The organism is Streptomyces sp. Xyl84, from assembly GCF_059731885.1.
Map to the genome: position 1 here is coordinate 3,357,482 of NZ_AP029182.1, position 20,972 is coordinate 3,378,453.

Consider the following 20,972-nt stretch of genomic DNA (forward strand, 5'->3'; position numbering starts at 1 on the left):
ACGTCATCCGCGGACGCCCGAGGAAGTCCCCGGGCGTACACCTCGTGCCCCTTCCCGCCGCACGTTAGGTAAACTAAACAAAGCGACAATCACGCAGCAAGATCATCAGGTGCGCCGGGAAGTCTGGTCGGCATGTGCTCAGCTCTGCCCACCGACCGGAGGTTCCCGTGGCCACCCCCCGTTCCCGCGCCGCTCGCAAGGCCCTCGGGCGTCTGTCCCTGCCGGAGCGGAACTTCGTCGCGGACGCCCTGCGCACCGAGACCGTGGGCGGTGTCCTGCTGCTGCTCGCCGCGATCGCCGCGATCGTCTGGGCGAACATCCCCGCCCTGCGCGCCGGCTACGAGAGCCTCAGCCACTTCCGCTTCGGCCCCTCCGCCCTCGGCCTCGACCTCTCCGTCGAGCACTGGGCCGCCGACGGGCTCCTCGCGGTCTTCTTCTTCGTCGCCGGCATCGAACTCAAGCGAGAACTGGTCGCGGGCGACCTGAGAGACCCCAGAGCCGCCGCCCTGCCGGTCGTCGCCGCGCTGTGCGGCATGGCGGCCCCCGCGGCGGTGTACGCCCTCACCAACCTCACCGGCGCCGGTTCACTCGGCGGCTGGGCGGTGCCGACCGCCACCGACATCGCCTTCGCGCTGGCCGTGCTCGCGGTCATCGGCACCAACCTGCCCAGCGCGCTGCGCGCCTTCCTGCTCACCCTCGCGGTCGTCGACGACCTGTTCGCCATCCTGATCATCGCGGTCTTCTTCACCGACCGCCTGAACTTCGCCGCCCTGGCCGGAGCCCTCGTAGGCCTGGCCGTGTTCTGGCTGCTGCTGCGCAAGGGCGTGCGCGGCTGGTACGTGTACGTGCCGCTCGCCCTCGTCATCTGGGGGCTGATGTACAACAGCGGCGTGCACGCCACCATCGCGGGCGTCGCGATGGGCCTGATGCTGCGCTGCACGACCCGCGAGGGCGAGGAGCACTCGCCCGGCGAGCACATCGAGCACCTGGTACGGCCGCTCTCGGCCGGGCTGGCCGTCCCGCTGTTCGCGCTGTTCAGCGCGGGCGTCTCCGTCTCCGGCGGGGCACTGGCCGACGTGTTCACCCGGCCCGAGACGCTCGGTGTCGTGCTCGGTCTGGTCGTCGGCAAGACACTCGGCATCTTCGGCGGGACGTGGCTCACCTCCCGGTTCACCAAGGCCTCGCTCAGCGACGACCTGGCCTGGGCCGACGTCTTCGCCCTCGCCACCCTCGCCGGGATCGGCTTCACCGTCTCCCTGCTCATCGGCGAACTGGCCTTCACCGGCGACGCGGCGCTGACCGACGAGGTCAAGGCCGCCGTCCTCACCGGATCGGTCATCGCGGCGACCCTCGCGACCGTGCTGCTCAAGGTCCGCAACGCCAGATACCGCAGGATGTGCGAGGCCGAGGAGCGCGACGACGACCTCGACGGCATCCCGGACGTCTACGAGGAGGACGACCCCGCCTACCACCTGCGCATGGCGGCCATCCTCGAACGCAAGGCCGTCGAACACCGCCGGATCGCCGCCCGCAAAGAGGCCGAACGGGCAGGGCGGCTTGCGGAAGTGGAGGGCGGGGCAGGCGAGCAGAACGACAGTCCGGCATGATCTGACGGGACGGTACAAAACCCCGGACCGTCCCGGAACGCAGAGTCAGGCAGAAGAGGGAGACCGCGATGAGCGCACCCGACGGCAGCCCGGTCGGCGCCGAACGCAGCATCGGCCAGCTGTTCGCCTCGGCGACGGCGGAGATGTCGGCGCTGGTGCATGACGAGATCGCGTTGGCGAAGGCGCAGCTGAAGCAGGACGTCAAGCGCGGCGCGGTGAGCGGCGGCGCGTTCTCGGTGGCCGGCGCGGTCCTGCTCTTCTCGCTGCCGATGCTCAACTTCGCGCTCGCGTACGGCATCCGGACCTGGAGCCACTGGAACCTCGCGATCTGCTTCGTGCTCTCCTTCGCCGCCAACGTCCTGGTCGCCGGGTTCCTCGGGCTGATCGGCATCGTCTTCGCCAAGAAGGCCAAGAAGAGCAAGGGCCCCCAGAAGGTGGCCGCCTCCATGAAGCAGACCGCCGGTGTGCTCCAGAACGCCAAGCCCCACCCGCGCCCGGAGACCTCCGCTCTGGAGGACCGGACCCCGCCGGCCATCGAGGCTGTGGCACGCTCGTCCTCATGACGGACCCCGCCACCCCTTCGGCGCAATCGACCTCGGTCGTACGGATCGGCATCCCCGGCGACAGCGAGGTGACGCACCGGGACGTCGCCGCCAACGGCGCGCGTTTCCACATCGCCGAAGCGGGTGACGGACCGCTGGTGCTCCTGCTGCACGGCTTCCCGCAGTTCTGGTGGACCTGGCGGCACCAGCTCACCGCGCTCGCCGACGCGGGCTTCAGGGCCGTCGCGATGGACCTGCGCGGCGTGGGCGGCAGCGACCGCACACCGCGCGGCTACGACCCCGCCAACCTCGCCCTGGACATCACCGGGGTGATCCGCTCCCTCGGCGAGCCCGACGCGGCGCTGGTCGGCCACGACCTGGGCGGCTACCTGGCCTGGACGGCGGCGGCGATGCGCCCCAAGCTCGTCCGGCGCCTCGCCGTCGCCTCGATGCCCCATCCGCGGCGCTGGCGTTCGGCGATGCTGTCCGACGCCCGGCAGACCGCGGCGAGTTCCTACATCTGGGGCTTCCAGCGGCCGTGGATCCCCGAGCGGCAGCTCACGGCCGACGACGGCGCGCTGGTGGCCCGTCTCGTACGGGACTGGTCGGGGCCGCGGCTGCCGGACGACGACGTGGTGGACACCTACCGCAGGGCCATGTGCATCCCGTCGACGGCCCACTGCTCCGTCGAGCCGTACCGCTGGCTGGTGCGTTCCCTGGCCCGCCCGGACGGCATCCAGTTCTACCGCCGGATGAAGCGGCCGGTGCTCGTCCCCACGCTGCACCTGCACGGCTCCCTCGACCCGGTGCAGCGCACCCGCAGCGCGGCCGGTTCCGGCGAGTACGTGGAGGCTCCCTACCGGTGGCGGCTGTTCGACGGCCTCGGGCACTTCCCGCACGAGGAGGACCCGGTGGCCTTCTCGACCGAACTGATCAACTGGCTGAAGGATCCCGAGCCCGACCGGTGACCGGTCCTGCTCGCTGCGTGACCGGTCCGTGACGGTTCCGGTGCGCCCGGTATCCGAACGTGAACACCTGTCCAACGAACGGCCAATTGCCCGGCGCATAGGCCAATTGGGGCGCCCGCGGGCGGTTATCGACCTTCGGACGGGGCAAACGTCGGGGTATGGGCTGGACGCACGACTACAGTGACGTAGCACGCACCCGCCGTTCGGCGAGCGTTCCGGGCTCCCTCCACGGGGACGCCCCGCAACTGACGGACACGGACCCCCGGGTCGGCATTCCGCGCATCCTGCGCCGCCGGGCCCGCTGGGTCTCGGTGCGCCTGCGGCATCCCCGCGGCTGACCCGTCACCGGGTCCGTCTTCGAGTCTGTCTTCGGACACCTCTCCGGGACCTGCCACCGGGCTCCGCCCGGCGACCGGGGCCGGCCTCACATCGCGCAGCGGTCGCTGTCCACCTGCTGGTTCGCCGTGCGCCCCTTGGCGATGTCCTGCTGGATCTCGTGCGCCGTGAGCGCGTAGCCCGTGTCGGCGTCGTCGAGGGACTTCGCGAACACCACCCCGTAGACCTTGCCGTCGGGGGTGAGCAGCGGGCCGCCGGAGTTGCCCTGGCGGACCGTCGCGTAGAGCGAGTAGACGTCCCGGCGGACGGTGCCTCGGTGGTAGATGTCCGGGCCGTTGGCGGTGATGCGCCCGCGCACCCGCGCGGCGCGGACGTCGTACGACCCGTTCTCCGGGAAGCCTGCGACGATCGCGCTGTCCTGGTTGTGCGCGACCGTGTCGGAGAAGTGCAGCACGGGCGCCTTCAGGTCCGGTACGTCGAGGACGGCGATGTCGCGGTGCCAGTCGTAGAGCACCACCTTCGCGTCGTACTTGCGGCCCTCGCCGCCTATCTGCACGGTGGGTTCGTCGACGCCGCCGACGACGTGCGCGTTGGTCATGACGCGGCGGTCGGCGAAGACGAAGCCGCTGCCCTCCAGTATCTTGCCGCAGCTGGTCGCGGTGCCGACGACCTTGACGACGGAGCGCTTGGCGCTGTGGGCGACCGCGCTGTGCCGCAGGGCCGGGTCCGGGGGCCGTACGTCGGTGATGGGCTCGTCGGCGAACGGGCTGAAGACCTGCGGGAAGCCGTTCTGCGCGAGGACCGAGGTGAAGTCCGTGAACCAGGTGTCCGCCTGCTGGGGCATCACCTGGGAGACCCCGAGCAGCACCCGGGAGTTGCGGACCTCCTTGCCGAGGGTCGGTATCGTCGTGCCGCCCAGGGCCGAGCCGATCAGCCAGGCGACGAGCAGCATCGCGAGGACGTTGACCAGGGCGCCGCCGGTCGCGTCCAGCGCGCGGGCCGGGGACCAGGTGATGTGCACCCGCAGTTTGTTGCCGAGGTGGGTGGTCAGGGCCTGGCCGACCGAGGCGCAGACGATGACGACGATGACCGCGACGACGGCCGTGGTGGTGCTGATGGGCGAGTTGTCCGTCAGGGCGTCCCAGATGACCGGGAGCGTGTACACGGCGACCACGCCGCCGCCCAGGAAACCGATCACCGACAGGATGCCGACGACGAATCCCTGGCGGTACCCGACGACCGCGAACCACACGGCGGCGACCAGCAGCAGGATGTCCAGCACGTTCACTGCGTCGAGCCTCGCCTCATCGTCTTCCGGTCACCCCAGTCACGGGTCACAGGTCACAGGTCGGCCGGGGTCCGGCCGGCCGCGCGGCGGCCCCAGGACACGGCGTCCTCGGAGTCCCGGCCCGAACGGCACCCGCCCACCCTGTCATGACCGCCAGTCGAGCGGGACCTGCTTGTCGCGGTCCCACGGCGTCTCCCAGCCCGCGTAGTGGAGCAGACGGTCGATGATTCCGGCCGTGAAACCCCACACGAGGGCCGATTCGACCAGGAATGCCGGTCCCCGGTGGCCGCTGGGGTGCACGGTCGTGGCCCGGTTGCCGGGGTTGGTGAGATCCGCCACGGGGACCGTGAAGACGCGGGCGGTCTCCGCCGGGTCGACGACGCCCACGGGGCTGGGTTCGCGCCACCAGCCCAGCACGGGCGTCACGACGAAGCCGCTGACGGGGATGTAGAGGCGGGGCAGCACGCCGAACAACTGGACGCCGTCCGGGTCGAGTCCGGTCTCCTCCTCGGCCTCACGCAGCGCGGCCCGCAGCGGGCCCTCGCCGTGCGGGTCGCCGTCCTCGGGGTCGAGCGCGCCGCCGGGGAAGGACGGCTGCCCGGCGTGCGAGCGCAGCGAACTCGCCCGTTCCATGAGCAGCAGCTCGGGTCCGCGCTCGCCCTCGCCGAAGAGGACGAGGACGGCGGACTGGCGTCCCGCGCCGTCCTCGGGGGGCAGGAAGCGGCTCAGCTGGACGGGCTGGACCGTCTCGACGACCCGCACGACCGGTTCCAGCCAGGGGGGCAGTCCCTCCGTGCTCAGCGCCACCGGGCCGCCCTGCGGCCGGGCCGCCCGGATTCCGTGCGCCGTCTCGCTCGCCCTCGTCATCGCCACCCCCTCCCCGGTCCCGCACCCGTCCCTCGGCCCGCACCCGCGGCCGTACCCGCACCTGTGCCCGCGTCCGTACCTGCCTCCGTGCCCGTGTTGCCGTCCGTGCGCGTGCCCTTCCTCGCCGTCGTCCTGCCGTGTCCAACGCCCGAGGGCACCGGGATCGTTCCGCCGGTCATCGCCCCGCCAGGGGCGGCGCCGGCTTGCCGCCCGCGTCCAGGTAGGCCTGCGGCGGCTTGAGGCGCTGGCCCGGGAAGCCGCCCTTCTCGTACTTCAGCAGCTTCCTCGCCTTCTCCGGGTCGGTCTCCCCCTCCCCGTACGCCGGGCAGAGCGGGGCGATCGGGCAGGCGCCGCAGGCGGGCTTGCGGGCGTGGCAGATACGGCGGCCGTGGAAGATGACGTGGTGCGAGAGCATGGTCCACTCGCCGCGGGGGAAGAGCGCGCCGACGGCCGCCTCGATCTTGTCCGGGTCGCTCTCCTCGGTCCACCGCCAGCGCCGCACCAGCCGCTGGAAGTGGGTGTCGACGGTGATGCCCGGCCGGCCGAAGGCGTTGCCGAGCACGACGAAGGCGGTCTTGCGGCCGACGCCGGGCAGCTTCACCAGGTCCTCCAGACGGCCCGGGACCTCGCCGCCGAACTCCTCCACGAGCGCCTTGGACAGGCCCATGACGGACTTGGTCTTGGCCCGGAAGAAACCGGTGGGGCGCAGGATCTCCTCGACCTCCTCCGGGACGGCGGCCGCCAGGTCCTCGGGGGTGGGGTACCTGGCGAACAGGCCGGGGGTCGTCTGGTTGACCCGGAGGTCGGTGGTCTGGGCGGACAGGACCGTGGCGACCAGCAGCTGGAAGGGGTTCTCGAAGTCCAGTTCGGGGTGGGCGTAGGGGTACACCTCGGCCAGTTCGCGGTTGATGCGGCGGGCCCTGCGCACCAGGGCGGTGCGTGACTCGCCCTTCGGCGGCTTCGGGGCGACGGTCATGACGGGGGACGCCTTGCGCACGGCCGCGGTGACCTTCTCCGGGGCGGCGGTCACCTTCTTGGGGGGCGCGGCCTTCCGCACGGCAGCGGACTTCCCGGCGGGTGTGTCCTTCGTGCCGCCGACGGCCTTCGCGGCGGTCTTCTTCACGCTCTTCTTCGCGCTCTTCTTCGCGTCGGCGGCGCCGGGGGCGGACTTCCCGGCGGCCTTCTTCGCACCGGCGGGACCGTCGGCGGACCTCCTCGCGCCGGCCGCCCTCCTCGCCGGTTCCGACGGCACCTTCTCCGCCGCTTCGGCCGCGCTGCCACCGCCGTCGGGCCCCTGTTCGCCCACAGCGGAATCCTTACGTACAACCACCCGCCCAGCCCCCTAGGCCTGTGCTCTCACCGGCGATTCGGACACCCGGCCAGCCTACGGCCCGGCACCGACATCCGCCCCGGACCCCGAAGATCGGCGCCCGATTGGACCCCTGCCGCGTACCCCGGGACACCTGTACGGCATCCTTGTGACAGATCACACTGTTTGGACCGTCCGGCAAAATGGGGAACACGGTCCCCTGGCGACGGGGGAGCAAGATCCCCTGAGCAGGTCGACAAGGAGAGAACTCGTGGACGACGTTCTGCGGCGCAATCCGCTCTTCGCGGCGCTCGACGACGAGCAGGCCGCGGAGCTTCGCGCCTCCATGACGGAGGTGACTCTCGCCCGTGGCGACTCGTTGTTCCACGAGGGCGACCCGGGCGACCGCCTCTACGTGGTCACCGAGGGCAAGGTCAAGCTGCACCGCACGTCCCCCGACGGCCGCGAGAACATGCTGGCCGTCGTGGGCCCCGGTGAGCTGATCGGTGAGCTGTCGCTCTTCGACCCGGGCCCGCGCACCGCGACCGCGACGGCGCTGACCGAGGTCAAGCTGCTCGCCCTGGGCCACGGCGACCTCCAGCCCTGGCTGAACGTACGGCCGGAGGTGGCCGGCGCCCTGCTGCGCGCCGTCGCCCGCCGCCTGCGCAAGACCAACGACCAGATGTCCGACCTGGTCTTCTCCGACGTGCCGGGCCGTGTCGCCCGCGCCCTGCTGGACCTCTCCCGCCGCTTCGGGGTGCAGTCCGAGGAGGGCATCCACGTGGTGCACGACCTGACGCAGGAGGAGCTGGCCCAGCTGGTCGGCGCGTCCCGCGAGACGGTCAACAAGGCCCTGGCCGACTTCGCCCAGCGCGGCTGGCTCCGTCTGGAGGCGCGCGCGGTCATCCTGCTCGACGTGGAGCGGCTGGCCAAGAGGTCGCGCTGACCGCACCGGGTCCGCGAGCCGCCCCGGGCAAGGGCCTCACCCCGGAGGGGCACATCGCGCGCGAAGGATCTCTCGCGCGGGTGCCCGCCGTGTTCCGCCCCGTCGTCGAGGCGGCCCGCCACCGGCTGTCCCGCCTCTACGGCCCGCGGTTGCACAGCGCGTACCTCTACGGGTCGATCCCCCGCGGCACCGCGCGCGCGGGCCGCAGCGACCTGGACCTGCTGGTCGCGCTGCACGACGAGCCGAGCGACACCGACCGGCAGGAGGCGCGGGCCCTCGGCGCGGACCTCGATCAGGAGTTCCCGCAGATCGACGGTGTCGGCACGCTCCTTCACGGCCGGGAGCGGCTGCTGAGCGACCTGGAGCGCCACGACCTGGGCTGGTTCGTCGCCTGCCTGTGCACGCCGCTGCTCGGGGAGGATCTCGCCGCCCGCCTGCCCCGCTACCGGCCGGACGACCCGCTGCTCGCCCGCGAGACCAACGGGGACCTGGCCCTGAGCCTGCCCCGGTGGCGGGAACGGATCGCCGCGGCCGGGGACACCGAGGAGGCCCGCAGGCCCCTGGTCCGGTTCATGTCCCGCCACCTCGTCCGGACCGGCTTCACCCTGGTGATGGGCCGCTGGCAGGGCTGGACCAGCGACCTGCACGAGATGGCCGCCGCCTTCGGGACGTACTACCCGGCGCGGGCCGCGCAGATGACCGCGGCGGCCGTGCGCGGGTACGAACCCGTCGGTGACCTCTCGCTGCTGCGCACCTGCGTCGACGACCTCGGCCCCTGGCTCGCCGGGGAGTACGCGCGCGTGCACGGCGTCAAGGCACCCCGCCCCTGAGCCGGCCCCCGAGCCAGGACCCGGGCCCGCTCCGGAGGAGCCGGCGCCGGATGAGCCGCGCCGGCCGGGCCGGTGCCGGGGGGGAGTCGCGCCCGCCGAGCGGCCCCTAGTAGTGCTTCGTTACCTTGGGTGATCTCGGCTGGTGGTGGGCATCTTCTCTGGTATGAGGCTGGGGGAGGTGGAACGGCTCCGGGGCGAGTTATCGGAGTTCGTTGCCGATGTGTTCGGTTCATTGCCGCGGCGGGATCAGCGGCGGTGGGGTGAGTGTTATCTGCGGGGTTTGATGCTGGACGGCCGTCGGAAGTCGATCCAGCCGATGGCCGAGCGGCTGCCGGACGGCAACATGCAGGCCCTGCAGCAGTTCGTGAACCAGTCGCCATGGGATCCGCTGCCGGTGCGGCGGCGGATCGCCCGGCGGCTGTGCGAGGTGATCGTCCCGGAGGTGTGGGTGATCGACGACGTGTCGTTCCCCAAGTGCGGGACGGCGTCGGTCGGGGTGGCCCGCCAGTACTGCGGAGCGTTGGGGAAACGGGCGAACTGCCAGGTCGCGGTCAGCGTCCACGGGGCCACCGACACGGCCTCCTGCCCGCTGGAGTGGGAGCTGTTCCTGCCCAAGGAGTGGACGGACGAGCCGGACCGATGCCGCAGGGCCGGAGTCCCGGACGGCACCGGCCACCAGGAGAAATGGCGCCTCGCGCTCGGACTCCTCGACACGCTCGCCGACTGGCAGTTGAAGGCGCCGGTCGTGGTCGCCGACGCCGGATACGGGGTCAGCACACCCTTCCGGGCCGGCCTGGAAGAACGCGGTCTGTCCTACGTGCTCGCGCTGACGGGCAAGGAGATCGCCCATGCCCGTGACGTCGCCCCTCACCGCCCTGCCTATGGCGGGCTCGGGCCGCCGACCCTGCCCCGCTACCGCACCGAGCCACGATCCCTCTCAGTCCACGCGATCGAGGCTGGCGCTGACCGGCTCACCGAGGTGACCTGGCGGCAGGGCAGCAAAGGCGCGATGACCTCCCAGTTCGCGGTGCTGACGGTGAGGCCGGCGGGCAAGCAGGCCCTGGCCGCGGCTCAGGCGGCAGGCGGCGGCCGCAGCCGGTGGGACGGCGTCCTGCCCACACGCACCGTGCTGGTGGAGTGGCCCGCAGGCCACGACGCCCCGACGGGCTACTGGATATCGAACCTGCCCGCCACCACCCCGATCGCCGACCTGGTGCGATGGGCGAAGATGCGCTGGCGGATCGAGCACGACTACCGCGAACTCAAGCACGGTCTGGGCCTGGACCACTTCGAGGGCCGCACCTGGCGCGGCTGGCACCACCACGTCACCCTCGTCACCGCCGCCCAGGCCTTCCTCACCCTGCGGCGGCTCGACCCAAAAGCCCAGATGCCGGCCTGACCCTCTACCAGGTCCTCGATGTCCTCCAGGACCTGCTGAGGTGCTGGACCGGCACCTGCACCACCTGCCGCCGACCCCTGCCGACCAGCAGAAGCAGAACGAGACCCAGAACCTAACGAAGCACTACTAGACAGTGCCTAGCCGAGCGGGCCCGATATGAGCCCGTGCTCCTCCAGGTAGTCGAGCTGGGCCCGTACCGACAGCTCGGCCGCCGGCCACAGGGAGCGGTCCACGTCGGCGTACACGTGCGCGACGACGTCGGCCGGGCGGCGGTGGCCGTCCTCGACGGCCGTCTCGACCTGGGCCAGCCGGTGGGCGCGGTGCGCCAGGTAGTACTCGACCGCGCCCTGGGCGTCCTCCAGGACCGGCCCGTGGCCCGGCAGGACCGTGTGCACCCCGTCGTCGACCGTGAGGGACCGCAGACGCCGCAGCGAGTCCAGGTAGTCGCCGAGCCGGCCGTCGGGGTGGGCCACCACCGTCGTGCCGCGGCCCAGGATGGTGTCACCGGTGAGCACCGCCCGGTCGGCCGGTAGGTGGAAGCACAGGGAGTCCGCGGTGTGGCCGGGCGTCGGTACGACCCTGAGCTCCAGGCCGCCGACCCGGATCACGTCCCCCGCCCCGAGGCCCTCGTCGCCCAGCCGCAGGGCCGGATCCAGCGCGCGCACGCGCGTGCCGGTCAGCTCGGCGAAGCGGGCGGCGCCCTCCGCGTGGTCGGGGTGCCCGTGGGTCAGCAGGGTCAGGGCGACGCGCTTGCCCGCCTCCTCGGCGGTGCCGACGACGGTGCGCAGGTGGCCCTCGTCGAGCGGGCCCGGGTCGATCACCACCGCCAGTTCCGAGTCGGGCTCGGAGAGGATCCAGGTGTTGGTGCCGTCCAGGGTCATGGCGGAGGCGTTGGGCGCGAGGACGTTGACCGCCCGCGCGGTGGCGGGACCGGACAGGACACCGCCGCGGGGCTGGCCGGGGAGCGCTGCTGCGTCCGTCATGCGAGGGGACCTTCCTGGGCGTCGGCCGTACGAAGCCGGAGGCGGGGGCCGGGGCCCGGCCGGAGGCGCGGACGGGACGCGAGCCGGGGCCGCGGGCAGGAGGGGCGCCGGTACGGGGGCCGGAGCGTGGGCGCGGTCATGCGGACGCCGTCCCGCCGGCCGGGATGCGCAGGGTGAACTCGTCGTGGCCCGGCCAGGACAGGACGACCTCGCCGTCCACCGGGCGGGCCCGCGCGAGCACGGGGGTCAGGTCCCGCTCCCCCGCCGCCTCCAGCACCTGCGCGGGGCTGCCGAAGGGAAGGAGCTGGCGCAGGGTGGCGACGGTCGGCGGCATCATCAGCAGCTCGCCCTTGTCGTACCCGGAGAGCGCGTCCGCGGGACGGATCCACACCGTGCGGTCGGCCTCCGTGGAGGCGTTCCGGGTCCGCTGCCCCCCGGGGAGGGCGGCCACGAAGAACCACGTGTCGTAGCGGCGAGGTTCGAACTCGGGCGTGATCCACCGCGTCCAGGCGCCCAGCAGGTCCGAGCGCAGGGTCAGGCCGCGGCGGTCGAGGAACTCGGCGAAGGAGAGTTCCCGCGCGACCAGGGCGGCGCGGTCGGTCTCCCAGTCCGCGCCCGTGGTGTCGCCGACGACCGAGTCGGGGCCCGGCCCGGCGAGCAGGACGCCCGCCTCCTCGTACGTCTCGCGGACGGCCGCGCAGACGATCGCCTGGGCCGCCGCGTCGTCCACGCCGAGCCGGTCTGCCCACCACGCGCGCGTGGGACCCGCCCAGCGCACCTGCTGGTCGTCGTCGCGCGGGTCGACACCACCGCCCGGGTACGCGTACGCGCCTCCGGCGAAGGCCATGGAGGCGCGTCTGCGCAGCATGTGCACGGCGGGGCCGGTGCCGGTGTCCCGCAGGAGCATGACGGTGGCCGCACGTCTGGGCACGACCGGGGTGAGGGTGCCGTCCGCGAGCGCGCGGACGCGGTCCGGCCAGTCCGGGGGGAACCACTGCCCATTCGCCATGGCCGGAGGCTATCCCGTGGCGCGCGAATGTTCGAGAGGTGCCGGAGAGGTGCCCGAGGTAAGGGACCCGCCGATCGGCCGGGTGCCGGCTCAGGGAGCCAGTTCGACCTGGATCTCGACCTCGACGGGCGCGTCCAGCGGCAGCACCGCCACACCGACCGCGCTGCGCGCGTGCACACCCTTGTCGCCCAGGACCTCGCCCAGCAGCTCGCTGGCACCGTTGACGACGCCGGGCTGGCCGGTGAAGTCCGTCGCCGAGGCGACGAAGCCCACGACCTTCACCACGCGCGCGATGCGGTCCAGGTCGCCCGCGACGGACTTGACGGCCGCGAGCGCGTTCAGCGCGCAGGTGCGGGCCAGGTCCTTGGCCTCCTCGGGGGTGACCTCGAGGCCGACCTTGCCGGTGACCGGGAGCTTGCCGTCCACCATCGGCAGCTGGCCGGCGGTGTAGACGTACGGTCCTGACTGCACGGCCGGCTGGTAGGCGGCCAGCGGCGGCACGACCTCCGGCAGCGTCAGGCCCAGTTCGGCCAGCTTCGCCTCGACCGCGCTCATGCCTGCTTCTCCCGCTTCAGGTAGGCCACCAGCTGCTCCGGGTTGGGCCCGGGCACGACCTGGACCAGCTCCCAGCCGTCCTCGCCCCAGTTGTCCAGAATCTGCTTCGTGGCGTGGACGAGCAGCGGCACGGTTGCGTATTCCCACTTGGTCATGGGGCGACTGTAGCCGCTGCCGTCACCGGTGCCGCGACCGCGCCGCCCGGGCCGCTCGCCCGCCCGCCGTGCGCCCTCCGCCGCCCGCCGCAGAGGCGGCCGCCCACGACGGCGCCAGAGGGTCCGGGGGCGGGCGCCGCGGCCCCGGTGACGCCCGGGTGCCGGCCACCGCGACGCCCGGGTGACGGGCTCGGGGACGCCACAGCGGATGCGGTTGTCCACAGCCTCCCGCGTGAGCCGAGCGCGGACTGGTTAGGCTCGAAGGCGTGAGCAGGCTCCAGGTCGTCAGCGGCAAGGGCGGGACCGGAAAGACCACGGTCGCCGCAGCCCTCGCGCTGGCCCTGGCCACGAAGGGGAAGCGGACGCTCCTCGTCGAGGTCGAGGGCCGCCAGGGCATCGCACAGCTCTTCGAAACGGAGGCGCTGCCCTATGAGGAACGCAAGATCGCCGTCGCCCCCGGGGGCGGGGAGGTGTACGCACTCGCCATAGACCCCGAACTGGCACTGCTGGACTACCTCCAGATGTTCTACAAGCTGGGCAGCGCGGGGCGGGCCCTGAAGAAACTCGGCGCCATCGACTTCGCGACCACCATCGCACCCGGCGTCCGGGACGTCCTGCTGACCGGCAAGGCGTGCGAGGCGGTGCGGCGCAAGGACAGGAGCGGCCGGTTCGCCTACGACTACGTCGTGATGGACGCGCCCCCGACCGGCCGCATCACCCGCTTCCTCAACGTCAACGACGAGGTGGCCGGGCTGGCCAAGATCGGCCCGATACACAATCAGGCGCAGGCCGTGATGAGGGTGCTGAAGTCGGCCGAGACGGCCGTGCACCTGGTGGCGCTGCTGGAGGAGATGCCGGTCCAGGAGACCGTGGACGGCATCGCGGAACTGCGCGCCGCCCGGCTCCCGGTGGGCCGCATCGTCGTGAACATGGTGCGGCCGCAGGTGCTCGACGCGGCCGACCTGGAACTCGTACGGACCGTGCCGCGGACCGCGCTCGCCCGCTCGCTGTCCTCCGCGGGCCTCGGCGGCGCCCGGCGCGGCGGCAACGCCGAGCGGCTGGTGGACCCGCTGCTCGGCCAGGCCGACGAGTACGCCGAGCGGTACGCGCTGGAGCAGGAGCAGCGGTCGGTCCTGACGGAGCTGGGCCTGCCGCTGCACGAACTGCCGCTGCTCGCCGAGGGCATGGACCTGGCGGGCCTGTACGAACTGGCGACCGAGCTGCGGAAGCAGGGAATGCAGGGGATGTCATGAGCCCGGACCCGGCCCGCGCGCGGGAGACCGAACGTTCCTCCGCGCACCCTCACCAGGACGGCGCGCGCCGCCTCGTCCACACGCGCGTGCTGGACGTCGACCCGCTGATCGACGACCCGCAGACCCGGATCGTGGTGTGCTGCGGTTCGGGCGGGGTCGGCAAGACGACGACGGCGGCGGCCCTGGGACTGCGGGCCGCCGAGCGGGGCCGCAAGGTGGTCGTCCTGACGATCGACCCGGCCCGCCGGCTCGCCCAGTCCATGGGCATCGACTCCCTCGACAACGTCCCGCGCCGGGTGAAGGGCACCGAGGGCGACGGCGAGCTGCACGCCATGATGCTCGACATGAAGCGCACCTTCGACGAGGTCGTCGAGGCGCACGCGGACCCCGACCGGGCCGCCGCGATCCTGGCCAACCCCTTCTACCAGTCGCTCTCGGCGGGCTTCGCGGGCACGCAGGAGTACATGGCGATGGAGAAGCTGGGCCAGCTGCGGGCGCGCGACGAGTGGGACCTGATCGTCGTCGACACGCCGCCCTCCCGCTCGGCGCTGGACTTCCTGGACGCGCCCAAGCGGCTCGGTTCCTTCCTCGACGGCCGGCTGATCCGGCTGCTGACCGCCCCGGCGAAGCTGGGCGGACGCGCGGGCATGAAGTTCCTGAACGTCGGCATGTCGATGATGACCGGCACGCTCGGCAAGCTGCTCGGCGGTCAGCTGCTCAAGGACGTCCAGACGTTCGTGGCGGCGATGGACACCACCTTCGGCGGGTTCAGGACGCGCGCGGACGCCACGTACAAGCTGCTCCAGGCGCCGGGGACGGCGTTCCTCGTGGTCGCCGCCCCGGAGCGGGACGCGCTGCGCGAGGCGGCGTACTTCGTGGAGCGTTTGGCCGCGGAGAAGATGCCGCTGGCGGGGCTGGTGCTCAACCGCGTCCACGGCAGCGCCGCAGGCCAGTTGTCGGCCGAACGGGCGCTCGCGGCGGCGGAAAATCTTGAAGAGCCCCGCATTGTGGATCAGGACGACGGGAAAGCTGGACTTCGTAACTCTCCCGAAACGTACGGAAGTTCCGACTCCCCCGGTTCCGCCTCTTCCGGCACTGCCTCTTCAGGTTCCGCTTCTTCAGGTTCTGCCTCTCCCGGTCCGGCGCCCGGCCCTTCCGCCGAGGCCACCGAGCACGTCGAACACGCCGAGGACGCGGAGTCCTCCGCGCCCGCCGAGCAAGCCGAGACCGCCGAGCCGGCCGATCCCGTGGCCCAGGTCACCGCGGGCCTGCTGCGGCTGCACGCCGAGCGCATGCAGTTGCTCGCGCGCGAGCAGCGCACGCGGGACCGCTTCGCCGCCCGGCACCCCGAGGTGGCGGTCGCGGAGGTGGCCGCGCTGCCCGGTGACGTGCACGACCTCACGGGGCTGCGGGACATCGGGGAACGGCTCGCGGACAACCGCCGCGAACTGCCCGAGCCGGGCGCCTGAGAACACCGGGGACGGTGGCTGAGGGAGGGAGCGAGGGGGTCCGGGACCCGAGACCGTGGAGGCCGGCCGTCCGGCGGCCGGGAAAGCGGCGCGACAGGGCGCGTACGTGCCCGGGACGCCCTCAGCTCACCGCCGCGTAGCTCTCGTACACCGCGTCGTCGTCGAGGGAGACGAGGCCCGTGCCGCGCTCGTACTCCATGCGAGCGGTCTCCAGCAGCCGCCGCCAAGAGGTGACGGTCGGCCGTCTGCGCAGCAGTGCGCGGCGCTCCCGCTCCGTCATGCCTCCCCAGACGCCGAACTCGACACGGTTGTCGAGCGCGTCGGCGAGGCACTCGGTGCGCACCGGGCACCCCGTGCACACCGCCTTGGCCCTGTTCTGCGCTGCTCCCTGAACGAACAGTTCATCCGGATCGGTAGTGCGGCAGGCCGCCTGCGCACTCCAGTCGGTTACCCAGCCCATACCGGCGCCGTCCTCTCCCGAATCGAGGCTCCCCCACGGCGGCAGCGGCATATTCACCGCCGCCAGTTGAGGACGTTACGGAAGGTGGGGACAGCGCAACACCCCCAGCGGGCCCAATCTTGAATGGTCCGAACGGACTATGGGTTAGCGGCAGATCACCCGGGGGAGTGAGGTGGCGACATCCGCGCCATTCCCTGACACAACAGGGCAGTCCGCTTGCGGCACACCGGACGTCGCGTCACACACGAGGCGATTCCGGGCACGCCTTTCCCGCTCTTTCCGTCGCCCGCCGGCAAGGCCGCACCCGCCCGGCACCACCCGGTAGACCCCGGCACCACCCGGTGCACCCCGGCACCACTGCCTCCCGCCGCCCGGCAGGCACTGACACGCCCCGGAAACCGGCCCGATGGCGAAACGCGTGGAGAAACCGCACCGTCCGGAACGTTTCGGGATCGCCGGACGTATGGATACATGAACGTACCGCTGTGACAGCCGAGAGCAGCTTAGGCCAAGGCATATACGCGTGTCCGGCGAATGAGAACGTAGGCTGCCCCCATGCCAAAGAAGCGCTCGGGCGGTGGCCAGTCGCCAACGCAGCAGGCCGCCAAGTTCCTCGGTGTCAGTGTGCTCGCCGGAGCGGTGCTGGCCGGTATCGCGTTGCCCGCGGCCGGCGCACTGGGCCTCGCGGCCAAGGGGTCGGTCCAGGGGTTCGACGACATCCCGGCCAACCTCAAGCGTCCGCCGCTCAGTCAGCGCACCACCATCCTGGACGCCGAGGGCAACCAGCTCGCCCAGGTCTACTCCCGTGACCGCACGGTGGTGGAGCTGAAGGACATCTCGCCGTACATGCAGAAGGCGATCGTCGCGATCGAGGACTCGCGCTTCTACCAGCACGGCGCGATCGACCTGAAGGGCGTCCTGCGCGCGCTCAACAAGAACGCGACGAGCGGCGGGGTCGCCCAGGGCGCCTCCACACTCACCCAGCAGTACGTGAAGAACGTCTTCGTGGAGGAGGCCGGCGACGACCCGACGAAGGTCGCGCAGGCCACCCAGCAGACCCTCGGCCGCAAGATCAAGGAACTGAAGTACGCGATCCAGGTCGAGCAGGACCTCGGCAAGCAGCGCATCCTCGAGAACTACCTGAACATCACCTTCTTCGGTGAGCAGGCCTACGGCATCGAGGCCGCCTCCCAGCGCTACTTCTCCAAGCACGCCAAGGACCTCACGCTCCCCGAGGCGGCGCTGCTGGCCGGCGTCGTCCAGTCGCCGAGCCGCTACGACCCGGTCAACGACGAGGCCGAGGCCACCAAGCGGCGCAACACCGTGCTGCAGCGCATGGCCGAGGTCGGGGACGTCTCGCAGGCGGAGGCCGACAAGGCCAAGAAGGCGCCGCTGGAGCTGAAGGTCACCCGTCCGCGCAACGGCTGCATCACGGCGGTCAAGGACTCGGCCTTCTTCTGCAAGTACGTCGAGAAGGTCTTCCTGAACGAGCCGGTCTTCGGCAGGACCCGCGCGGAGCGGGCCAAGATCTGGAACCAGGGCGGCCTGACCATCCGCACCACGCTGGACCCGCAGGCCCAGGCGTCGGTGCAGGCCTCGCTCAAGCAGCACATCTACCAGTCGGACCCCGTCGCGTCGGCGGCCGTGCTGGTCCAGCCGGGCACCGGCAAGATCGTCGCGATGGGCCAGTCCAAGCCGTACGGCTACGGGAAGAACGAGACCGAGATCAACTACTCGGTCGGCAGCGACGCGGGCGGCTCGAACTACGGCTTCCCGACCGGTTCGACGTTCAAGCCGTTCGTGGCGGCGGCGGCGATCGAGGGCGGCAAGCCGCCCACGCAGCAGTACTCGTCGCCGTACAAGATGCCGTACCCGAGCCCGGTCCAGGCGTGCGACGGCAAGCGCTGGGTGAACACGTACCACGACAACGTGGAGAACGAGAGCACCTCCGAGCACGGCCCGTACGCCATGAAGGAGGCCATGGCGAAGTCGGTCAACACCTACTTCGTGCAGATGATCTCCGAGATCGGCCTCTGCCCGGTGACCACGATGACCGACAAGCTGCACGTCGTGCAGGGCGACAACAAGAAGCTGCCGCAGGCCCCCTCCATCGCGCTCGGCGCGGTCGGCATCTCGCCGCTGACGATGGCCGGCGCCTACGCCACGTTCGCCTCGCGCGGCACCTACTGCACCCCGGTCGCCATCGAGTCGATCACGCAGAAGGTCGGCGGGCAGGAGAAGCCCCTGGCCGTGCCGAAGACGACGTGCACGCGCGCGATGAGCGAGAAGACCGCGGACACCGTGAACACGCTGCTGCAAGGCGTGATCGACTCCGGTACCGGCCAGCAGGCCGGCCTCTCCGACCGTGACAACGCCGGCAAGACGGGTACGACGGACGAGCGCAAGAACGCCTGGTTCGTCGGTTACACGCCGAACCTGGCGGGTGCGGTGTGGGTCGGCAGCGCCACCCAGAAGGTCAAGATGACCGACATCCGCATCGGCGGTGTGCTGCACGGCCTGGTCTACGGCGCCGACGTGCCCGGTCCGATCTGGCGGGACGCGATGACGGGCGCCCTGCAGGGCAAGCCCGCCCCGTCCTTCAACCTCGTCGACATCCCGGACGCCGACAAGGGCAAGGACCAGGACAAGGGCAAGCAGCAGGACCAGGGAAAGGGCCGTGACAAGGGAAAAGGCCGAAGGGGAGGCGGAGGTGACGGCGACAACGGCGGCGGCCTCCCCGGCGGCACCGGGCTCCCCGGCTTCCCCGGCGGCTTCATCCAGGGGCAGGGCGGCGGCACGCACAGGAACGGCAACGGCGGACAGCACGGCTGACGGTGCCACCGACGCGCGCCGGCGTACGTAGAGCGGCCGGACAGCGGAAGAAAAAGAGGGCCGCCCGGCAGACAGCCGGGCGGCCCTCTTCGCATTCAGGATTCAGGGACGCATCCAGGGGGTTCCGGGCCGACGAATCCCAGCCCCTGCCCCCGCCCCTCCCGGTCTCAGCCGGCCAGCAGCTTCTTGACCACGGCGGCGACACGGCCGCCCTCGGCCTGCCCCGCGACCTTCGGGTTCACGATCTTCATGACCGCGCCCATGGCCCGCGGGCCCTCCGCGCCGGACGCCCTGGCCTCCTCGACGGCCTGGGCGACGATCGTGTTCAGCTCGTCGTCGGAGAGCTGCTTGGGCAGGTACGCCGCGAGCACCTCACCCTCCGCCCGCTCCCGCTCGGCCGACTCCGTACGACCGCCCTGCGCGAAGGCCTCGGCCGCCTCGCGACGCTTCTTGGCCTCCTTGGTGATCACCTTGAGGACCTCGTCGTCGGACAGCTCACGCTTCTCCTTGCCCGCGACCTCCTCCTTGGTGATCGCGGCGAGCGTCAGCCGGAGCGTCGAGGAGCGCAGCTCGTCGCGCTCCTTGATCGAGGCGTTGAGGTCTTCGTGCAGCTTCGACTTGAGGGTGGTCATGAAGTTGATTGTCGCAGGTACGCCCGGCCGGACGCGCGCCGATTTCACGCACCGGCGCGGGCTGGTCCCACGCAGCGACGGACGCCGGTCCCGCGCAGCGATCGGACGACGGTCTCGCACACCGGTCGGACGCCGGTCCCACCACTCCGACCGGACGCCGGTCACACGGATCGGACAACGGTCACACCGACCGAACGCCGACCCCACCACACCGACCGAACGCCGGTCACACCGACCGGGCACCGGTCTCACCACTCCGACCGGAGGCGGGTCCCCCCCCCACCCCACCGACCGGGTGCCGGTGCCAGGACGCAGGACGGCGTACGGCGGGTCACAACGACGCACACCCGTACACCCGTACACCCGTACACCCGTACACCCGTACACCGGCGTACGCCGTAATCCGTCCCCACGGCTGATTTCCGCGGCACGGCAGGGTTTTGAGACGATGGACACATGCGCGCGCGATACGGAGTACCCCTGGGCATCACGGCGGTCGCGACCGCCGGTCTCCTCTACTCGGCGGGATTCGAAGCCCGCTCCTTCCGTCTGCGGCGGGTGACGGTCCCGGCCCTGCCCTCCGGTATGCGCCCCCTGCGGGTCCTGCAGGTCTCCGACATCCACATGGTCGGCGGCCAGCGCAAGAAGCAGCGCTGGCTGCGCTCGCTCGCCGGCCTGCGCCCGGACTTCGTGATCAACACGGGGGACAACCTCTCCGACCCGGAGGGTGCGCCGGAGGTCCTGGACGCGCTCGGCCCGCTGATGGAGTTCCCGGGCGCCTACGTCTTCGGCTCCAACGACTACTACGGCCCCAAGCTGCGCAATCCGGCGCGCTACCTGCTGGAGAAGGCGAGCGGACGCCACGGCCTCAACGGCAACGCGCCCGCGGTCGGCGCCGTCCACAACCCGTGGGAGGATCTGCGCGACGGCTTCGACGCGGCGGGCTGGCTCAACCTGACGAACACCCGCGGCACCCTGAAGGTCGAGGGCGTCTCGGTGGAACTGACCGGCCTGGACGACCCGCACATCAAGCGGGACCGCTACGCACGCGTGGCCGGCGGCCCGTCCGGCGACGCGGACTTCTCCATGGGCGTGGTGCACGCACCCTACCTGCGCGTCCTGGACGCCTTCACGGCCGACGCCTACCCCCTGATCCTGGCCGGCCACACCCACGGCGGCCAGCTCTGCATCCCCTTCTACGGCGCCCTGGTCACCAACTGCGACCTGGACACCGACCGGGTCAAGGGCCTGTCCACCCACACGTCCGAGGGCCACACGTCCTACCTGCACGTCTCGGCCGGCTGCGGCACCAACCGCTACACCCCGGTCCGCTTCGCCTGCCCGCCGGAGGCGACACTGCTGACACTGGTGAGCCGGGACTGACGGGGCCGGGGGGCGAGGGCCGGGGCGGGGAGCCTGGGCGGTCGGGAGGCGGGGGACCTGGAACGGCGGTAGCGGGGGGCGGCCTGGGGCAGCGGTGAGCCGGGGGGCACGGCGCCTGGGACCGCGGTGATCGGGGCGCCTGGCGCGGC

General features: G+C 71.8%; 20 protein-coding genes. 11 read left to right on the top strand and 9 right to left on the bottom strand.

The annotated features are described in order from the left end of the window. Positions 1 to 167 precede the first annotated feature (167 nt). From nhaA to AC6I72_RS14480, 4 genes are all read left to right on the top strand, one after another. Positions 168 to 1,607: a Na+/H+ antiporter NhaA gene (nhaA, locus tag AC6I72_RS14465; RefSeq protein WP_498001185.1), complete on the top strand. Its 1,440-nt coding sequence runs from the start codon at positions 168 to 170 to the stop codon at positions 1,605 to 1,607. 68 nt (positions 1,608 to 1,675) lie between these two features. Next, positions 1,676 to 2,170, top strand: a complete 495-nt coding sequence (locus tag AC6I72_RS14470; protein ID WP_498001187.1) for a phage holin family protein — start codon at positions 1,676 to 1,678, stop codon at positions 2,168 to 2,170. Continuing rightward, entirely contained in the window at positions 2,167 to 3,117 is a 951-nt protein-coding gene (locus tag AC6I72_RS14475; protein ID WP_498001188.1) for an alpha/beta fold hydrolase, read from the top strand. The genes AC6I72_RS14470 and AC6I72_RS14475 overlap by 4 nt, the downstream gene beginning before the upstream one ends. Before the next feature lie 158 nt (positions 3,118 to 3,275). Next, entirely contained in the window at positions 3,276 to 3,455 is a 180-nt protein-coding gene (locus AC6I72_RS14480; protein WP_366725293.1) for a hypothetical protein, read from the top strand. 86 nt (positions 3,456 to 3,541) lie between these two features. Here the strand turns inward: AC6I72_RS14480 and AC6I72_RS14485 are convergent, their stop codons facing one another. The 3 genes from AC6I72_RS14485 to nth all read right to left on the bottom strand — a co-directional run bounded on the left by AC6I72_RS14485 (position 3,542) and on the right by nth (position 6,860). Next, positions 3,542 to 4,741, bottom strand: a complete 1,200-nt coding sequence (locus AC6I72_RS14485; protein WP_498001189.1) for a MarP family serine protease — start codon at positions 4,739 to 4,741, stop codon at positions 3,542 to 3,544. A 144-nt stretch (positions 4,742 to 4,885) separates the two neighbouring features. Then, entirely contained in the window at positions 4,886 to 5,608 is a 723-nt protein-coding gene (locus AC6I72_RS14490; protein ID WP_498001190.1) for an NUDIX hydrolase, read from the bottom strand. A 175-nt stretch (positions 5,609 to 5,783) separates the two neighbouring features. After that, positions 5,784 to 6,860 (bottom strand): endonuclease III, encoded by a 1,077-nt coding sequence (gene nth, locus AC6I72_RS14495; RefSeq protein ID WP_498004693.1) that lies wholly within the window; start codon positions 6,858 to 6,860, stop codon positions 5,784 to 5,786. A 328-nt stretch (positions 6,861 to 7,188) separates the two neighbouring features. Here nth and AC6I72_RS14500 point away from each other — a divergent pair, with 328 nt between their 5' ends. From AC6I72_RS14500 to AC6I72_RS14510, 3 genes are all read left to right on the top strand, one after another. Continuing rightward, positions 7,189 to 7,863, top strand: coding sequence for a Crp/Fnr family transcriptional regulator (locus tag AC6I72_RS14500; RefSeq protein WP_009189818.1), 675 nt, complete (start codon positions 7,189 to 7,191; stop codon positions 7,861 to 7,863). An 80-nt stretch (positions 7,864 to 7,943) separates the two neighbouring features. Further along, a complete protein-coding gene (locus tag AC6I72_RS14505; RefSeq protein ID WP_498001191.1) occupies positions 7,944 to 8,693 on the top strand; it encodes a nucleotidyltransferase domain-containing protein in 750 nt (249 codons plus the stop codon). A gap of 163 nt (positions 8,694 to 8,856) precedes the next feature. Next, a complete protein-coding gene (locus AC6I72_RS14510) occupies positions 8,857 to 10,092 on the top strand; it encodes an IS701 family transposase (protein ID WP_497999393.1) in 1,236 nt (411 codons plus the stop codon). Between the two features lie 137 nt (positions 10,093 to 10,229). Here the strand turns inward: AC6I72_RS14510 and AC6I72_RS14515 are convergent, their stop codons facing one another. The 4 genes from AC6I72_RS14515 to sp36 form a co-directional block, all read right to left on the bottom strand. Then, on the bottom strand, positions 10,230 to 11,075 hold the full coding sequence (locus AC6I72_RS14515) for an MBL fold metallo-hydrolase (protein ID WP_498001193.1): 846 nt from the start codon (positions 11,073 to 11,075) through the stop codon (positions 10,230 to 10,232). A 136-nt stretch (positions 11,076 to 11,211) separates the two neighbouring features. Then, positions 11,212 to 12,084, bottom strand: a complete 873-nt coding sequence (locus AC6I72_RS14520) for an NUDIX hydrolase (protein ID WP_498001195.1) — start codon at positions 12,082 to 12,084, stop codon at positions 11,212 to 11,214. Positions 12,085 to 12,174: 90 nt separating this feature from the next. Next, positions 12,175 to 12,639: a RidA family protein gene (locus AC6I72_RS14525; protein WP_037850590.1), complete on the bottom strand. Its 465-nt coding sequence runs from the start codon at positions 12,637 to 12,639 to the stop codon at positions 12,175 to 12,177. Next, positions 12,636 to 12,794 (bottom strand): Sp36 family protein, encoded by a 159-nt coding sequence (sp36, locus tag AC6I72_RS14530; protein ID WP_086024262.1) that lies wholly within the window; start codon positions 12,792 to 12,794, stop codon positions 12,636 to 12,638. The genes AC6I72_RS14525 and sp36 overlap by 4 nt, the downstream gene beginning before the upstream one ends. Before the next feature lie 266 nt (positions 12,795 to 13,060). Here sp36 and bagA point away from each other — a divergent pair, with 266 nt between their 5' ends. Together bagA and bagB are read left to right on the top strand one after the other, a co-directional pair. Next, on the top strand, positions 13,061 to 14,047 hold the full coding sequence (gene bagA, locus AC6I72_RS14535; protein WP_037850592.1) for an ATPase BagA: 987 nt from the start codon (positions 13,061 to 13,063) through the stop codon (positions 14,045 to 14,047). Further along, positions 14,044 to 15,516: an ATPase BagB gene (bagB, locus tag AC6I72_RS14540; RefSeq protein WP_498001196.1), complete on the top strand. Its 1,473-nt coding sequence runs from the start codon at positions 14,044 to 14,046 to the stop codon at positions 15,514 to 15,516. The genes bagA and bagB overlap by 4 nt, the downstream gene beginning before the upstream one ends. 121 nt (positions 15,517 to 15,637) lie before the next feature. Here the strand turns inward: bagB and wblA are convergent, their stop codons facing one another. Further along, complete coding sequence (gene wblA, locus AC6I72_RS14545) at positions 15,638 to 15,976, bottom strand: transcriptional regulator WblA (protein ID WP_498001198.1); 339 nt, start codon at positions 15,974 to 15,976, stop codon at positions 15,638 to 15,640. 555 nt (positions 15,977 to 16,531) lie between these two features. On the opposite strand from wblA, the gene AC6I72_RS14550 reads away from it, so the two are divergent. Next, the gene (locus AC6I72_RS14550; RefSeq protein WP_498001199.1) at positions 16,532 to 18,808 is read left to right on the top strand and encodes a transglycosylase domain-containing protein; all 2,277 of its coding nucleotides are present in this window, start codon (positions 16,532 to 16,534) and stop codon (positions 18,806 to 18,808) included. Positions 18,809 to 18,975: 167 nt separating this feature from the next. On the opposite strand, the gene AC6I72_RS14555 is transcribed toward AC6I72_RS14550, so the two are convergent. Continuing rightward, on the bottom strand, positions 18,976 to 19,440 hold the full coding sequence (locus tag AC6I72_RS14555) for a GatB/YqeY domain-containing protein (RefSeq protein WP_037850601.1): 465 nt from the start codon (positions 19,438 to 19,440) through the stop codon (positions 18,976 to 18,978). A 456-nt stretch (positions 19,441 to 19,896) separates the two neighbouring features. Here AC6I72_RS14555 and AC6I72_RS14560 point away from each other — a divergent pair, with 456 nt between their 5' ends. Continuing rightward, the gene (locus tag AC6I72_RS14560) at positions 19,897 to 20,823 is read left to right on the top strand and encodes a metallophosphoesterase (RefSeq protein WP_498001200.1); all 927 of its coding nucleotides are present in this window, start codon (positions 19,897 to 19,899) and stop codon (positions 20,821 to 20,823) included. Positions 20,824 to 20,972: the final 149 nt, after the last annotated feature.

Bases quoted from the DNA above. Each gene is read 5' to 3' on its own strand.
- AC6I72_RS14470 (WP_498001187.1), top strand. From the start codon at position 1,676: ATGAGCGCACCCGACGGCAGCCCGGTCGGCGCCGAACGCAGCATCGGC.
- AC6I72_RS14475 (WP_498001188.1), top strand. From the start codon at position 2,167: ATGACGGACCCCGCCACCCCTTCGGCGCAATCGACCTCGGTCGTACGG.
- AC6I72_RS14480 (WP_366725293.1), top strand. From the start codon at position 3,276: ATGGGCTGGACGCACGACTACAGTGACGTAGCACGCACCCGCCGTTCG.
- AC6I72_RS14490 (WP_498001190.1), bottom strand. From the start codon at position 5,608: ATGACGAGGGCGAGCGAGACGGCGCACGGAATCCGGGCGGCCCGGCCG.
- AC6I72_RS14510 (WP_497999393.1), top strand. From the start codon at position 8,857: ATGAGGCTGGGGGAGGTGGAACGGCTCCGGGGCGAGTTATCGGAGTTC.
- AC6I72_RS14515 (WP_498001193.1), bottom strand. From the start codon at position 11,075: ATGACGGACGCAGCAGCGCTCCCCGGCCAGCCCCGCGGCGGTGTCCTG.
- AC6I72_RS14520 (WP_498001195.1), bottom strand. From the start codon at position 12,084: ATGGCGAATGGGCAGTGGTTCCCCCCGGACTGGCCGGACCGCGTCCGC.
- AC6I72_RS14525 (WP_037850590.1), bottom strand. From the start codon at position 12,639: ATGAGCGCGGTCGAGGCGAAGCTGGCCGAACTGGGCCTGACGCTGCCG.
- sp36 (WP_086024262.1), bottom strand. From the start codon at position 12,794: ATGACCAAGTGGGAATACGCAACCGTGCCGCTGCTCGTCCACGCCACG.
- bagB (WP_498001196.1), top strand. From the start codon at position 14,044: ATGAGCCCGGACCCGGCCCGCGCGCGGGAGACCGAACGTTCCTCCGCG.
- wblA (WP_498001198.1), bottom strand. From the start codon at position 15,976: ATGGGCTGGGTAACCGACTGGAGTGCGCAGGCGGCCTGCCGCACTACC.
- AC6I72_RS14550 (WP_498001199.1), top strand. From the start codon at position 16,532: ATGCCAAAGAAGCGCTCGGGCGGTGGCCAGTCGCCAACGCAGCAGGCC.
- AC6I72_RS14555 (WP_037850601.1), bottom strand. From the start codon at position 19,440: ATGACCACCCTCAAGTCGAAGCTGCACGAAGACCTCAACGCCTCGATC.
- AC6I72_RS14560 (WP_498001200.1), top strand. From the start codon at position 19,897: ATGCGCGCGCGATACGGAGTACCCCTGGGCATCACGGCGGTCGCGACC.